Origin of the sequence: Chitinophaga skermanii, assembly GCF_003259335.1 — a bacterium.
GTDB lineage: Bacteria > Bacteroidota > Bacteroidia > Chitinophagales > Chitinophagaceae > Chitinophaga > Chitinophaga skermanii.
Genome location: NZ_QLLL01000005.1, coordinates 320760 through 336073, shown reverse-complemented (window position 1 = coordinate 336073; position 15314 = coordinate 320760). Strand labels below are relative to the sequence as shown.

Annotated in this window: 15 protein-coding genes; 6 read left to right on the top strand and 9 right to left on the bottom strand. The window is 42.2% G+C overall.

Annotated elements, in window-relative coordinates; genetic code table 11:
* Window positions 1-91 precede the first annotated feature (91 nt).
* Together LX64_RS14665 and LX64_RS14660 are read right to left on the bottom strand one after the other, a co-directional pair.
* A complete protein-coding gene (locus tag LX64_RS14665) occupies window positions 92-1762 on the bottom strand; it encodes an NAD+ synthase (RefSeq protein ID WP_111598419.1) in 1671 nt (556 codons plus the stop codon).
* Between the two features lie 85 nt (window positions 1763-1847).
* Window positions 1848-2531 (bottom strand): porin family protein, encoded by a 684-nt coding sequence (locus LX64_RS14660; RefSeq protein WP_158538630.1) that lies wholly within the window; start codon window positions 2529-2531, stop codon window positions 1848-1850.
* Between the two features lie 78 nt (window positions 2532-2609).
* Here LX64_RS14660 and gldB point away from each other — a divergent pair, with 78 nt between their 5' ends.
* Window positions 2610-3656 carry a gliding motility lipoprotein GldB gene (gene gldB / locus LX64_RS14655; RefSeq protein WP_111598417.1) on the top strand — a complete coding sequence of 349 codons (1047 nt, stop codon included), beginning with the start codon at window positions 2610-2612 and terminating at the stop codon, window positions 3654-3656.
* A gap of 26 nt (window positions 3657-3682) precedes the next feature.
* Here gldB and apaG read toward each other — a convergent pair whose 3' ends face one another.
* The 5 genes from apaG to LX64_RS14630 form a co-directional block, all read right to left on the bottom strand.
* A complete protein-coding gene (gene apaG / locus LX64_RS14650; protein WP_245952686.1) occupies window positions 3683-4132 on the bottom strand; it encodes a Co2+/Mg2+ efflux protein ApaG in 450 nt (149 codons plus the stop codon).
* 22 nt (window positions 4133-4154) lie between these two features.
* Window positions 4155-4472 carry a DUF4157 domain-containing protein gene (locus LX64_RS14645; protein WP_148707327.1) on the bottom strand — a complete coding sequence of 106 codons (318 nt, stop codon included), beginning with the start codon at window positions 4470-4472 and terminating at the stop codon, window positions 4155-4157.
* Between the two features lie 609 nt (window positions 4473-5081).
* The gene (locus tag LX64_RS14640) at window positions 5082-6014 is read right to left on the bottom strand and encodes a DUF5777 family beta-barrel protein (protein ID WP_111598414.1); all 933 of its coding nucleotides are present in this window, start codon (window positions 6012-6014) and stop codon (window positions 5082-5084) included.
* 8 nt (window positions 6015-6022) lie between these two features.
* Window positions 6023-6571, bottom strand: coding sequence for a YceI family protein (locus tag LX64_RS14635; RefSeq protein ID WP_111598413.1), 549 nt, complete (start codon window positions 6569-6571; stop codon window positions 6023-6025).
* 14 nt (window positions 6572-6585) lie between these two features.
* Window positions 6586-6957, bottom strand: a complete 372-nt coding sequence (locus LX64_RS14630; RefSeq protein ID WP_148707326.1) for a hypothetical protein — start codon at window positions 6955-6957, stop codon at window positions 6586-6588.
* 124 nt (window positions 6958-7081) lie between these two features.
* On the opposite strand from LX64_RS14630, the gene LX64_RS14625 reads away from it, so the two are divergent.
* Window positions 7082-8365, top strand: coding sequence for a UDP-N-acetylmuramoyl-tripeptide--D-alanyl-D-alanine ligase (locus LX64_RS14625; RefSeq protein ID WP_111598411.1), 1284 nt, complete (start codon window positions 7082-7084; stop codon window positions 8363-8365).
* A 404-nt stretch (window positions 8366-8769) separates the two neighbouring features.
* Here LX64_RS14625 and LX64_RS14620 read toward each other — a convergent pair whose 3' ends face one another.
* Window positions 8770-11553, bottom strand: a complete 2784-nt coding sequence (locus LX64_RS14620) for a hypothetical protein (protein ID WP_148707325.1) — start codon at window positions 11551-11553, stop codon at window positions 8770-8772.
* An 88-nt stretch (window positions 11554-11641) separates the two neighbouring features.
* Between LX64_RS14620 and LX64_RS14615 the strand changes: the two genes are divergently transcribed.
* From LX64_RS14615 to LX64_RS14605, 3 genes are all read left to right on the top strand, one after another.
* Window positions 11642-12160 (top strand): hypothetical protein, encoded by a 519-nt coding sequence (locus LX64_RS14615; protein ID WP_111598409.1) that lies wholly within the window; start codon window positions 11642-11644, stop codon window positions 12158-12160.
* Between the two features lie 67 nt (window positions 12161-12227).
* Window positions 12228-13037 carry a fimbrial biogenesis chaperone gene (locus tag LX64_RS14610; RefSeq protein ID WP_111598408.1) on the top strand — a complete coding sequence of 270 codons (810 nt, stop codon included), beginning with the start codon at window positions 12228-12230 and terminating at the stop codon, window positions 13035-13037.
* Window positions 13038-13123: 86 nt separating this feature from the next.
* Window positions 13124-13564: a hypothetical protein gene (locus tag LX64_RS14605; RefSeq protein WP_111598407.1), complete on the top strand. Its 441-nt coding sequence runs from the start codon at window positions 13124-13126 to the stop codon at window positions 13562-13564.
* On the opposite strand, the gene mce is transcribed toward LX64_RS14605, so the two are convergent.
* The gene (mce, locus tag LX64_RS14600) at window positions 13559-13963 is read right to left on the bottom strand and encodes a methylmalonyl-CoA epimerase (RefSeq protein ID WP_111598636.1); all 405 of its coding nucleotides are present in this window, start codon (window positions 13961-13963) and stop codon (window positions 13559-13561) included. The two genes, LX64_RS14605 and mce, sit on opposite strands and share 6 nt — an antisense overlap.
* 92 nt (window positions 13964-14055) lie before the next feature.
* On the opposite strand from mce, the gene LX64_RS14595 reads away from it, so the two are divergent.
* The gene (locus LX64_RS14595; RefSeq protein WP_245952683.1) at window positions 14056-15273 is read left to right on the top strand and encodes an IscS subfamily cysteine desulfurase; all 1218 of its coding nucleotides are present in this window, start codon (window positions 14056-14058) and stop codon (window positions 15271-15273) included.
* Window positions 15274-15314: the final 41 nt, after the last annotated feature.

Sequence of the window (15314 nt, the reverse complement as noted above, 5' to 3'; positions counted from 1 at the left end):
TGATCTATTTAAAACCGGGCCTGCATAGAGGCCCGGGAAGTAGCAAAGATAAAATTTGCCCAGCGAATTGTATACGCGGGCGAAAAATATTTTAACCGAGGTATTTACCCACGATAGGCACCCTTCTTCCTACCCCAAAAGCCTTACTAGACACACGAATGATAGGGCAGAACTGGTTACGCTTATACTCATTGGTGTTCACCATTTTCAAAGTACGCGTTACCAAAGCATGATCGTATCCTTGCTCGATAATCTCGCGTGGACCTTGCCTTCTCTCAATATATTGGAAAAGAATTTTATCCAAAACAGTATAATCTGGCAAGCTATCACTATCCTTTTGGTTAGGCCTTAACTCGGCTGAAGGCGCTTTATCGATGATATTAACTGGAATAATCTCCTTCTCGCGGTTAATATAACGGGCTAAAGCATATACCTGCATTTTGTACACATCGCCTAAAACGGATAAACCGCCGGCCATATCACCGTACAAAGTACCATAGCCGGTAGATAATTCGCTTTTGTTAGAAGTATTGAGCAAGATATAACCGAACTTATTCGATAAGCCCATCAATAAGTTCCCACGAATCCTACTCTGCGTATTTTCCTCTGCCACGTTAAAAGGTAAACCTTGGAAGAACGGGTCTAATTCCTTTAAAAAAGCCTCGTAAATATTGTTAATTCGAATGATGTCGTACGGGTTATCCAAATTCTTCGATAAGGCTACCGCATCATCCACACTATGTTCTGTAGAATATGGAGACGGCATTAAAATGGCGCGTACATTCTCTTTTCCTAAGGCTTCTACAGCAATAGCAAGGGTTACAGCGCTATCAATACCACCACTAGAACCTAAAATGGCTTTCTTGAAGCCCATTTTCTGGAAGTAATCCTTTACACCCATTACAATCGCATCGTATACACGGTCGATATGTTGGTCAAATACTAGATCTGTATAGCTGAATGTTTCGCCTTGAATTGAAGACTGGCTAGGGTTGTAAGGTGCTAAATCTTCCAAGTTCATACCATCCATTGCCTCAACGAAGGAAGGTAATTGCTTGGCGATGTTGCCATTGGCATCGTAAATTACGCTACCGCCATCGAACACGATTTCGGTTTGTGAGCCTACGGTATTGCAATAGAACATCGGCAATTTGTATTTCAACACGTTGGCACGAATAATTTCTTTACGTTTCTCGTCGGCATTATAATCGAACGGGGATGCACTAAGGTTAATCATTACATCGGGTTGCTGGGCCATCATTTGATCCATTGGCGCAACGCGGTACAAAGGGTTATCGCCTAAGTTCCATATGTCTTCGCAGATAGTAACCGCCAGTTTCTTTCCTTTGAAAGGAATAACATTCCAACTGTAAGCCGGTTCGAAATAACGGTACTCGTCGAACACATCGTATGTTGGTAGCAACGTTTTATGTACTACATGTTTCACTTCGCCCTCGTGTAAAAACCAGGCAGCATTGAACAAGTCTTTCCCTTCCGCAATTTCATTTTTGCAAGGAGCACCTACTAATACAGCTACTTTTTGGGTATATGATTTAATCGTATCAATGGCTTGATAACATTTGGTAATAAAATCTTCGAACTCTAAAAAGTCGCGCGGCGGGTAACCGCATACGCAGAGTTCTGAAAACACCACCAAATCAGCGCCGTCTACGGCAGCTTCTTGAATAGCAGCTACAATTTTTGCAACGTTGTCATCGAAATTCCCAATGTGATAGTTTTGTTGGGCAAGAATAATCTTCATGTTAGTACTGTTTCTAATAAACAAAAAACCTGCTAGGTGTAAAGTTACCTAACAGGTTGCTATGCAAAAAATGTATTTCTATTTATTAGAAGAATAACCCTAATCGTAATGCAAACGAGTTGTTGTTGATACGACCGTCATGCCATTTGCTGTTGCGGGTAACGTCGATAAAGCCATTTTGGTAGCTCAATCCAGCTGTTAATGTCAACGATTCCGAGATAGGATATTCTACACCCGCACCTACAAGTAAACCCATGTTTAAAGGATTTACATCGCCCATGATGTTCACTTTCTCCGTTTTAAGACCGTTCGTGATAATGTCTGTTCTTGCACGGATGGGCGCTTGGAAGAAGGTACCGAATTGACCGTACAAGGAGAAATCATTCTCGAGGTCGGTTTTCAATTTCAAGGAAACAGGGATTTCCAAGTACTGCATACGGATATCGTATTCAGCCGGGAAGGTAGAAAAGTCTTTCAAACCTTTACCAGCGTCGTACTTCAACGTACTACCAGCAGATACTGCGCTTAAACCGGAAGAAATCGCGTAATGATTGTCGGCGTCTAAAAAGTAGTCGAACATTACACCGAAGTTAACACCGAAGCGGCCGGCATTGCGTTCTACACCGGGTTCTTGTGCTTTAAAGAAAGAACCGAGTGGACTAAGGGTGAACCCTAAACGGAATTGTTTTTCATTGCTATACCTTTTACCATAATCACCTCTTTGCGCTTGCACATCTGTATGCATCAAAAAAAATAATCCGAGTAACATAACAGGAAATATTGATTTACGTTTCCTGGTTACATGCTTAACATCTAAATTTACCATTCTTAAATTGTTTAAAAGGGGATGCAAAACTACATCAATAAATATTTTTTCCGACTGCTTTTAGGCACAGGCTTAGCTTTATCTCTATTTTCTAGTTGTGGCACTAAATCTAAAGCTCCCGATATTAGTCAAATCGCTATCAATGTAAAGGTGGAAAGGTTCGACCAAGCTTTGATGCGCGTCGATACTAATAACGTGGCAAGTGGTTTAAAATTATTGAACGAAACTTACCCTGTGTTTTTCCCTGTTTTTGTTGAGCATATCATGAATATGGGTCCTTATAGCGACAGTAGTGCTTTGGTGATGAAGCAAATGCACAACATGCTCACCAACAAAGACATCCGCGGGTTAGCCGAGGAGGTTGACCTAAAATTCCCCAATACCCAACAAATAGCAAAAGAACTCAGCGAAGCATTTCGTTATACCAAATATTACATTCCAAGCTTTAACGCCCCTAAAGTTGTCGGCTTTATTTCTGCTATTAGCAATTTTGGGGCCGTAACCGTCGATAGCGTGTTGGGAATTGGATTAGATATGTATTTGGGAGAAGATTTTCCTATTTATGGCTTGCTGGCAGAAGAATTTCCAGCATACATGGTACGCAAGTTTACCCCGCAGTACATTGTACCCAATGCCATGCGTGCATGGGCGCAACAACATTATCCCTTCCGTGCAGATGGAGCAAAGTTAATCGAGCAGTTTGTCGACATGGGCAAGCAGCAGTACTTCCTAGACAAAGTAATGCCGAACACCCCCGATACGCTGAAAATTGGCTATACCGCGGCGCAACTCAAATGGTGTGAGCAAAATGAAGAGATGATCTACAAATACTTCGTGATGAACGAGCTTTTGTACACAACCGACTTCCAGAAAATTATGCATTATACCAATGAAACCCCGTCAACGCAAGGCATGCCTGGTGAAGCACCGGGGCAAATCGGCTATTATGTGGGTTGGCAAATTGTAAAACAATACATGGAAAAACATCCAGACGTTACATTACAGCAACTCATGGAGCATAAAGACGCATTACAAATCTTTACGGAATCGAAGTACCGGCCTAGGTAGCGGTTCAACTAGGGAGAAAAAAATAATTAATTCAGTTTGAACGGAACGATCATCTGGAATTCTGGAATTTTCACCTCGAATAATTTCTTATTCAACTGGTTTTCCATTTGGTATGTTCCGTACATTTTTCCGATTTCTGTACGCAAATTAGACCCGGAAACATATTGATAGCTCTCGCCTGGCGCCAAAAGCGGCTGCACACCTACCACCCCTTCACCTTCAACTTCGCGATGATTACCATTAGAATCAATGATGTACCAATGGCGACGAAGTAATTTAATTGGGAAGGTATTATTGTTTTCGATGGTAATACGGTATGCAAACATAAATTCGCTTCCAATCGGATTCGAATAATCAGGCTGGTAGAACGTTTCAACGCTTATTGTGATACCTTCTGTAACCTTTTTTACCATATTAAAACAACCTTTAACGTAAAAATAAGGAAAATAACCGCTCAGCGGCCATTTTTTATACAATCGGTTGCTATTTAACGAATCTTTAAGCAATGATTACACCGTTCATGACCCCGGGGTCGCGCTCGGCATCACGAGCGGCTGCTTCGTACTTATTCGCGTGATAGCCAACCTTTACCCACTCTACGAGGTAACGGCACAAGAAGTTCAGAAAACCAAACTGCTTGTATTGCAATACATGACAAACTTCATGCCTCACCCAAGCCGGCTGTGCCAGGAATGCCGACTTACTTACCCCGTGCAAATAAATCGTATCCCCAAATACAATCGCCATATCAGCGCTTTTTAAGCGCCCAGCAGCGATCTTCGCCACTAGGGAGTTCTCTTTTATCTTAACTGTCAATAACAAGTCGATTTTCCTCGTTTTGCTTTTTATGCGTACTAAATAACTATTACCATAATAAAGTTACGTAATAGAAAACCTTCGACATAAAACGTTCTTTCCCACTTAGTTATTATGCTAGCAATATGCAGTTTTATTCAGTATCTTTAAATATCGTACGCCTCCCCTAGCAGGTCAATTTCCACTTCTCTTATTTATTCCATATAGAACCTGGCTGTCAAACTCATTCCTTACATCGCTAGCTAACTTTCAAGTTATTTAAAGCGAAAGACAACCATTTAATTTTCAGCACTTTACATTATGCTACCCGTAACCTCTCTGTAGTTTCTCTGTAGCTTCTCTGTAATTTCTCTGTAGTTTCTCTGTAGTTTGCCTTGTAATCGGCCGTGGTTCTACGTTACAGCGCCTTTGTTACACCGTATTCTACCCTATCATTTCCTTATCTTTACCTTATCCTCTCCTTATATCGACATTGCTAATCCTACAGCCGCTGCTTATTACGTATTCATTTACAATAACTTCGACGATTGTAGCCTAGAAAAGCATACGGATACTGCCGCGGAAGTACTCGTATGCTTACCTATTTGTGCCTGGCCGATACACAGGCGGTTATTTTTTATGCTTCATAGAAAACCTCCGGGAAATATTGAAGCCCCAGCGGTACTGGCCATCTAACCAAGTACTAGTTGTTTCTGGAATGAATTGATTCTCAAGGGTGGCTGTGGCATTCGTGAAGTTTAGGTGGAATACGTGGCCACCGGTTTCAATTTCTACGCCTACACCCAAAGAATTATAGTATTTCCGCCCCATTGATGCGAAGTAGTCCTTGCTTTCACGGCTTCTAAACGGTACAAAGTAGTCGGCAACAAAAGCAACGCGGTTCGAGAGGCGCAACCTGCCACCTACACCCACGGCAAACATGTTATTCATATCCATGAATTCCACCCGGTTACGATGCACATACGAAGGCAATACCGCCAACGATAACGATTTACCGAATTTCCGGCTGATAATCACTTGGGCGGTATAACTCATACGGTCGCTAAAACGACCGAAGTAGCTTGGGTCCGATTCCGTTGTACTGCTTTTCATGGCACTTGTTACTACGTTTCCAAATGCGGCCACGCTTACCGGGATATGGTTATCCTGCGTTTGTTGTACCAAGCGGTATTTTCCCAATACTTCGTATAACTGCGATAAATTGCCCGAACCTTTCGCACGGCTTATACCTACTGTAAAATCATCGGTTACACCATACTCGAATGCAATCCGTATATCGGAACTGTTATCCATACCAAAAAAGGTTTTACCACCTCCATTCGACCCGGCAAAATCACCAAAACGGTGTGATACCCGGAAATCAAGCTCATGCTTTTTCAGCATCTCTGTAGATTCGCCGTTGATAATACGGGTCGATTTGAATGTCCACAACACGGGTTGGCGACGGTTCACAGTATCTTTGAATAATTGGGAAAGGTCGTCTTGTGCAAAGGCAGCTGATGGCAATACACAAGCCAGTAAAAGGTAATATAGTCGACGCATAGCGATTGTTATTTTGAATAAGGGAGATAATTGGCTTCGATAGAAACATCTACCACTTCAGCAATATTTTTGAAAACGATCGTAGGAATTTTGATTTTATGATCGGCGAGTTTGACTTTAAAATTGGCTACGGCATTGATTTTCCCGTTATTCACCGTGAAGGTCACTTTCTCGGAATACGTTTTATCAACACCATGCAGCAGCAAATTACCCGTTACAGTAGCCGTGTAAGTACCGTTGGTAGCAAGGTTAATCTCATCTACAATCCTTCCTTTAAAAATGGCATTGGGGTATTTGTCGCTCTCCATATAATTCTCGTTAAAATGTTCTTGCATCAAGCTTTTCTTAAACTCGAACGAGTTAATAGGCACCTGTACAAACACGGTGCGTGCTTGCACATTTATAGCAGATACGCCGCTTTTCGAATGCGCGTCAATATCTTCCAAAGGCGCTTTAGAAAAGAAGCTACTGGCTACATTTTTAGCCGAGAAAATGTTTTGGGCTGCAGCATGGAGCGTGAAGAATAATAGGCAACAAAGCCATAAGCAAGCTTTCATCGTGAGCAATTTTATTAGTGAGGCATACCTTTTGAAATCCAACAGGCAATAGAATCCTTTACAGCTGCGCTGAGCGGCTGATAGCCCATAATTTGTGGCATATCTGCGGTGGCACTTGTTACCCGTGTTGCGAAAAAGGAAGGATTAGCAGTGATATAGTTTTCTAATTTCTGTAAAGAAGAAAAATCTGCCCGCGCCGGCGTTCCACCACCGGGATGGCAACTACGGTTAACACAAGAAGTTGAAATAATCTCGTAAATACGCGCCGCCCTTATATCGGCCGAATCGCAAGCCGTAAGTGGCTTTGCCGGCTCGGGCGCTTCGGTATTCGTACAAGCATATATCACCATTGAACATAAAAGGCCAATACTTAACAATCGTTTCATGCAGGAAATGAGTTTACCTGTTCTTACGTGATTGTTGGAATAAGCGTTGCCTGCATCTAAAAATTTAAAGAGTAGTTCAACGAATGCTTTGCTTTGTTATTTTTGTAGGAAACGAAGAAGTACCATGACCATTTCTGCACTCTACGATATATACCTGCAAAACCCATCGATTCAAACCGATACAAGGAAACTCAAACAAGGCGATCTTTTCTTTGCCTTAAAAGGACCCAATTTTGATGGCAATACCTACGCCGCCAATGCCTTAGCAGCAGGCGCACGTGCCGCCATTATCGATGATAAAGCATACTTCATCGATGCAGATAAAACAATTTTGGTCGACGATGTACTAACAACGCTACAAAAGCTAGCCGAGCATCATCGTTTACAATTCAACATCCCTTTCATCGGTATCACCGGTACAAACGGTAAAACCACTACGAAAGAGTTGATCAATGCTGTACTATCACAACATTTCAAAACCGTTGCCACTGTTGGCAATTTGAATAACCATATTGGCGTACCCTTAACCTTGTTAAGTATTCCAGCAGGAACAGAAATGGCCATTATTGAAATGGGTGCCAACCACGAAAAAGAAATTGAAGGCTATTGCAAAGTAGCCCACCCCACACACGTGATTATTACCAACATTGGTAAAGCGCATTTAGAAGGTTTTGGAAGTGTAGAAGGGGTAAAACGTGCCAAAGGAGAATTATACGATTATGCCCGTGCTAATAAAGGCACCGCCTTTGTGTGTAACGACTTAAGTTACTTGGTGGACATGAGTGCCGGTATTGCTGAAGTAGTAACATATGGAAAGGGCGAGGCCGATTATTCGGGAGAACCTGTGCCAGGCAAACCTTTATTGGAAGTAAGTGTAAAGAACATCCCGGGGTTGGAAAGTATTCAAACCAACCTCGTTGGCGATTATAACTATACCAATGTGCTAGCCGCCGTAACAGTAGGTTCATACTTTAAAGTGCCCGTTGAAAAAATTCATACAGCGCTTAGCAACTATACACCTAGCAATAACCGCTCGCAAGTAATGCAAATAGGCTCGAACACGATCATTATGGATGCCTATAACGCCAACCCAAGCAGTATGAAAGCCGCCATCGATAACTTTGCATCTTTGCATGCAACAAAAAAAGTGTTACTACTAGGCGCCATGCGCGAACTAGGAGAAAATAGTGTAGCGGAACACCAAGCTGTGGTTGACTTATTGGAAACACAACATTGGCACGCCGTAGTACTAGTAGGAGGAGATTTTGAACATGTACGTCACCCTTACATTTATTTACCGGATGCGATGGCCGCAAAAACTTGGTTGCAACAACAGCAATTCGAGGAGGCACATATTTTAATTAAAGGATCGAGAGGAATTGGGATGGAACGTGTAATTGAAGCATAGTTTCCCCCTTTATATACTTAGCCCCGTTCTCTTGGCGAGACGGGGTTTTTCTTTTTATAGCAAGAAGATGGGGATGTGCTAAAAAAAAATAAACCTGCGAGTTAAAAAACTCACAGGTTTTCATAACCTATGCCAACTTTAGAGTTATTTTTAATTAGCCCGAAGGCTAAGGATAAGCTATTTTATAAGTGTTTCACTATCGTTGCGTGAAACTGTATATATCTTATAACGTAGATGTACGGAAAAGGTTGAGCGAAAGATTTGTTTTTCGAAAAAAAATTTAAAAATTTATTCTAATACGTAAGTATATCCCCTAACACAAACCTTACCAATACAGCTCCATGGCCAATTACAACCATAAAACCCCTCTCTTTTTAAGCGTCGTAAAATCTTAAAAAAAATTTTCATCGTTCCTTCGCTACCCCGAAATGTTTCACCGACTGGTCGCCGTTATTCGCCGTTGCTTCAATCTTTACGAGGTTAGGTAATCCCTTTTGTACACTTACTTTTTGCTTAGGTAGTTGAATATCAATTTTTACATTGGGGGTTTGCTGTGGAATTACATCCAATTTGTATTCCCCTGGTGGCACTACCAGGTGGAAGCTTCCATCGTCGGAAACAAATGCTTGATATGGTTGATTATTAACGTCTTTCGCAATTATTTGCCAACCCATGGCGCTAACTTCCCTGTTGAAGTATTTGCCTTTGAGGATGGCTACCGTGCCTTGAATAGAGGCCCCTTGTTTTAAGGGTATATGTACAATTTGTTCGCCCTTCGAGATATGTAATACAATTTGGCCCGGTGGGTAAATCATCCCATTAGGCGGTATTACTTCGGCAATGTACTTGCCCGGCGGCAGCTTATCGGCCTTTAATACGCCTTGGTTCCCAGCTACAAGCGTTTGCCCGTTCAGCTTCATTTGCACATGCTCTACAGGCGGTTCGCCTTCATCTCGCTGGTTATTGTTGTTATCATCACGGTAGAAGAATAGGCGGGTTTTAGTGGGGGTAGGTCGACCAATGGGTTGTTCGAAGAAATAGGTAAGCCCTACGCTTAAGTTATGTTGTTTGAAATAATCTTGCTGCATATAGGTATAAAAAGCGTGTGCTTCACACCTGCCCAAGAATTCATAATTAAACCGGGCTGTATAATTAGTAAACCAGCCGCCAATAATATCTTGGTATAAGAACTGCACCCCGGCCATGGCATACAAATGGTTTTTGAGCAAGGTTTTTTGCACGTATGGCCCAATTTGGTAGGTGTTGTTGTACTGGTAGCTTCTTGGTTTGCCGGCAAACTCGTACAAGAAATAGGGTGAATATTGCAAGATCCCGTTCACGCTAAAAAACTTATAGGTAAAGCTGAAATTAGCTTTATGCGACCAAAACTTGTTGATTTCCTTATCGTTGATCTCATAATTCATCCTGCCCACATCATACGTCAAATACAAAAACCCGTTCTTCTTGCCTTGCCAATAAACATCCACGGCTGCCCGGTTAGAGATGGAAATATAATCCACCTTTGCGGCCGAATCGTATCGAAGCTCTTGCCGGAAACGGTATGGCCTAAACACCACCCTTAGGCGGTCGGTTATATTCGCTTGGAAGTTTACTTCTGCCGTTTGCCGAAGGTCGTTCGCCGGCATGAAGTTATAGAACAAAGGCTCGTAGTAAGCCGGGCTAAGCGATTGTTGCAAGTACCTTACACCCAAGCGGAATTTCTCGTTCAAGGTAAAGCCAAATCGTTCATCGAAATACTTAAATCCACGTCGCAAGCCCACGTAATGATCGCCCGATACATAGTTACTGGACAACCAATCGTATTGCTTATGTGTACCTACAAAATCCAAACCTGCCGCTGCACTTACATAATTCTTCTTCGTATCGCGATCGAATTCATTACTTAATGCAAAGATAGATTGCACACGCATTTCAGGCCCCCGTACAAACTTAAAGTTGATACTTCCCAAGCTGCCATTTACCCGTTCACGGTCGTCCATTTTATACACAAATTGCGAGGAGAAAGACATGGTATCGCTAAAGGAGTATTCCATGTTTACGCTATGACTTTGTACACGTGGTGCCGAAGGATAGCCTTTCGAGTTGATATCGAGAAAATTACTGTTATCGTTGATATAGGTATAAGCTACAGAAGAATGATCATTTGGCAACACACCAGCCGTAACCCCTTGCCCAGCCACAAAAGCCTCGCCTTGTTGCATAATAAAACCTAGCCGGGTAAAAAGAGCCCCGGAGCGTAGAAACAGGTAACTGTCGGACAAAGCTGTTTGGGTAGTATTGTAGAAGTATAAACCATGCAAGTGCAGATCGGCATTTGTTCTTGGTGTATTGAATTGGGAATGAACCGTAAGCTCTTGCGTAGCAAAATTAGTGAATAGGTTATTGGATGACACATCTACGTAATTGAACTGCGTTATATTCCGGTTAACGGTATTACGATAGTAATTACTGAGCACTTGGGGTTCGAAATAGGCCATTGCCACGTTTATGCCGCGCGTATCGACTAGGTTTACCCCAACCTGTGGATGTAACAAGGAAGGAAATTGCTGGTTGGGTATACATTTCACCAACAGCATTGTATCGTGCCCGGGTAGTAAATTAAATGTTATAACAGGCGTAAATACGAGGAAGCCACCGGCCAGGGGATTCGTATTTAATTGTAAGCTTTCTTCGCTATTGCCGTTATTTACAATACGTGCTTGCCAATACACGGTATCTCTTAGCGATCCAATAATAGGTTGTTGCGGTTGTGGAATCATCCAAACCTTATGCTGTTTGTTTACGTATATAGGCAAAGTAGCGCTCCCTATTACTGAAGAATGTTCGTTTGATTGTAGACTAGCCCGGCAAGAATATTGTTGACTCGCTTTAAGGTTGTTTGGCGCGAAAATTTTGAAAGCATGTATTTTATTGCTTTGCGGTGGAATGATGATTTGTTTTTGTTCAGCACTTAATAACTCAACGCCTTCGCATTGTAATGTTAGCAGTCCTTTGATCGTATCATTTGATTTATTTGTGAAAGAGACAACAGCTTGCACCGTTTGTGCCGGTTGAATGGAGATACTGCTTTGTGTGAAAGTCATGCTTATTTGTTCACGCGATTGCGCCGCCAGCTTAGTACATACTAAGCATGTAATTACATACATAAAGAGGCGTAAAACAAACATGGGCAATGTTTTTCAGTAGGATTGCTTACTATAAATTTAATTTTTTTCGGTAATATATAAATCTTAAATTTAGTTAAATTCATTTTGTATGAAGAACCTCAAATCATGTGTCGCCATAGCAATATGCGGTTTATTGCTTTCTTTCTCTCAAAAATCGTCGGCACAAACTACAGCAAACACTACATTAACGGTCATCCTTAACCCAGTGTTGGTAATGACCTTAAGTGCAACACCGCCTACTCTTACTTTCGCTACTGCAAACGATTATGCAAATGGTGTTTCAGCTACATATGCAAATGCCATTACAGTTACGAGCACAGCGAATTACAGTATTACAGTTAAAACGAGCTCTGCTGATTTAGCAAATGGGGCCAACACAATTCCAGTAAGTAATGTAAATGTGGCCGTTAGTGGTACAACAGGTGTGGGTACAACCGGTTCTGGCGCTTTATCTACAACAGATTTAGCAATAGTAACCAATGCACCTGCTGCCATTGCTAAAGGAATTGGTTTAACTTATTCTACAACTGCAGGTAATCCAGCATTCGTAGGCAAACCTTCAGGTAACTATACAACTACATTAACATTTACGGCAACGGCACTATAATAGTTTTCGTGTAGCCGTAAACGTTTCAAAGTAATTGCATTGTTAACTTACTCTTTTATGTTTTTGCATGAAGCACGTATACGCTTTCGTGCTGCTACTCTTATGTGTACATAACCAGAGCTCAGCACAGCCTAGTATTGGCGTTGTGCCTTCCCGCTTGTATTTTACTTGCGCAAGTGGCGAACGCCAAGTACAGGACATCAACTTACGTAACCCAGGTACAAAGCCTATTACTGTAGCCATCACGATTTCCGATTGGTATAGAGATTCGACCGGTGAAAAAATTTATCTAAAAGCAGGTACATTACCGCATTCTTGTGCTAACTGGATTACATTGCCAACTAACGCCATTACCTTACAACCCGGCGAAGAAAGGCAATTCCCCGTTACGGTGAATGCACCTAGCAATGATGCTGTTCATAATGCCATGATATTTTTCACGGAAGTAAAATCACAAGCAGAGATTGATGAGAAAATGAAAATGGGCGCCCAATTCATTATTAGAATGGAAATGGGGATACATGTCTATAACACGCCCCCATCGAGGCATAAGAAAGAAATGGAAATCCTCGACTTCGTAGATAAAGGTTGGTCGAAACAAAACACCGATACAGCACAACAAATATTACAACTTACCGTAAAGAATACGGGCGATGTAACAAACGATTGTGTAGTGAAGCTAGAATTAACCAACCAAGATACGGCGGAAGAAATACCGTTAGACGACATCCCTATTCCTTCAATGCCCGGCACAGTAAGGGTTATAAACATCCCGTTACCGAAAAAATTAAAGAAAGGAAACTACCTGGCTGTAGCCATTTTACATCTCGGCCCGGAAGATCCACTTAAAATTGGTGACTTAGAATTCAAACGTTAACTTATCAATAAATGATTTATTAAATAATGTCATATCATCAGTTGACATATACATCATTGATAAGAAAAATAATTTTTATCATAGCGATGACCGGGATTTCATTCACTGCGAAAGCACAAATAATCCCGGCTTCGTTATTGAATCATTTGAATTATTTAGGATTTACGATTACCGGTTCGCCAAGTATTACATTCTCCACAGCGGCAGAATATCAGAATGGGAAAGCTTCTGCTACATTAATTACTGTTGGCATACCGGTGGGGGTAGCATGGCAAGTGCAAGTAAGAGCTACGACGCTTTCCGGACCGGCCTCCAATACGATTGATATTACAAAAGTGATTTTAAAAGCAAATTTATCTGGCGCAGCCAACGTACCGTTATCTACTACCAATGTTACGCTGGCAACCGGGGTAATTAGTTTATTAAGTAGTTACACTGTTTCCGTTACCATGCAAGGTGGCGCGCATTTATTAAAGCCAAGTGGTACGTACACTTCTACCCTTACCTTTACGTACACTGGGTTATGAGCGAATTTCTTGGCATAATTCTACCAGTACGCCGTTTGTATTTTTCGGGTGTAAAAAACAAACCAGTTTGTTATCGGCACCACGTTTGGGCACTTCATTCAATAACACAAAACCTTCTCCTTGTAAACGTTTCATTTCTGCCTCAATATCCTCCACATCAAACGCAATATGGTGAATACCTTCTCCTTTCTTTTCAATAAACTTCGCGATAGCACTCGTTTCGGCAGTAGCTTCCAGTAGCTCAATTTTCGTTTCCCCGGTTTTAAAAAACGCGGTGAGTACATGCTCGCTCTCTACCGCTTCTTGTTTATAGCAAGCAGTATTCAATAATTTTTCAAATAATGGTAAAGAAACGTCCATCGATTTTACGGCGATGCCAATGTGTTCTACTTTCTTCATAACGATTGTATTGATGTACACCTGCGCCAGTTGCGCAACCCGGTAAAAGTAGAACTTATATTGTAAATTTGATCGCGACAAAATTATTTCCCATGCTGCAATTACCGGTTTACTTGGACAATAATGCCACCACACCTTGCGACCCCGAGGTGCTGGCCACCATGTTACCTTATTTCACACAACATTTCGGCAATGCAGCTAGCAAACACCACACCATTGGGTTTACTGCCAATGCAGCCGTAGAAGTAGCGCGCGAGCAAACGGCGCACCTCATCGGCGCAGAACCTGGGGAAATCGTTTTTACCTCGGGTGCTACGGAAGCTATTAACTTAGCCTTGAAAGGTGTATATGAAATGTACAACCCAAAAGGAAATCACATCATTACTTCCATTACAGAACATAAAGCCGTACTCGACACTTGTCATCACCTTGAACAAATGGGGGCGGAAGTTACTTACCTGCCTGTAGATGCTGCCGGGAGAATTAACCTAGCAGATCTCAAAAACGCGATCAAACCCACCACGATACTCATTTCCATTATGTACGCTAATAACGAAATCGGCACGTTACAACCGGTTCGCGATATTAGCGCCATTGCAAGGGAACACAGCATTATCTTTTTCTGCGACGCTACGCAGGCAGTTGGAAAGGTACCCGTGGATGTAAATACCGATGGCATCGATTTATTGGCTTTGAGTGCCCATAAAATGTACGGACCAAAAGGCGTAGGAGCTTTATACGTTCGCAGAAAGCAACCCCGTGTACGCCTCATTGCGCAAATGGATGGTGGCGGCCACGAGAAAGGTATGCGTTCCGGTACATTAAATGTACCCGGCATTGTAGGATTAGGAAAAGCTTGCGAAGTAGCCGGGCAAAACATGCTCGATGAAGGAACACAACAACAAAAACTACGCGATCAGCTTGAGCACGCTTTGCTACAACTTGAAGGCGCTTATTTGAATGGTTCGAAAGTTCAGCGCTTACCGCATGTTACCAATATTGCTTTTAAGTATGTGCCGGGCGGCGCTTTAATGGCGGCCCTAAGCAAAACCGTAGCTATTTCTGCCGGTTCAGCTTGTACAGCCGGTACGAATGAACCTAGTTACGTTTTAAAAGCAATTGGTTTGGGCGACGAAATGGCCCATGCTTCCTTGCGTTTCGGGGTGGGAAGGTTCACTTCGGAAGAAGAAATCCAATTCGCCATAACCACCATTACGGGTACCATTGCCACTTTACGAGCAGAAAGTCCACTCTGGGAATTACATAAAGACGGGGTAGAAATTGACCACGAGGGCTGGCATCATCCATAAAATATCTTAATTCCCATATACGCCAAGCTGGGGTTCGAACG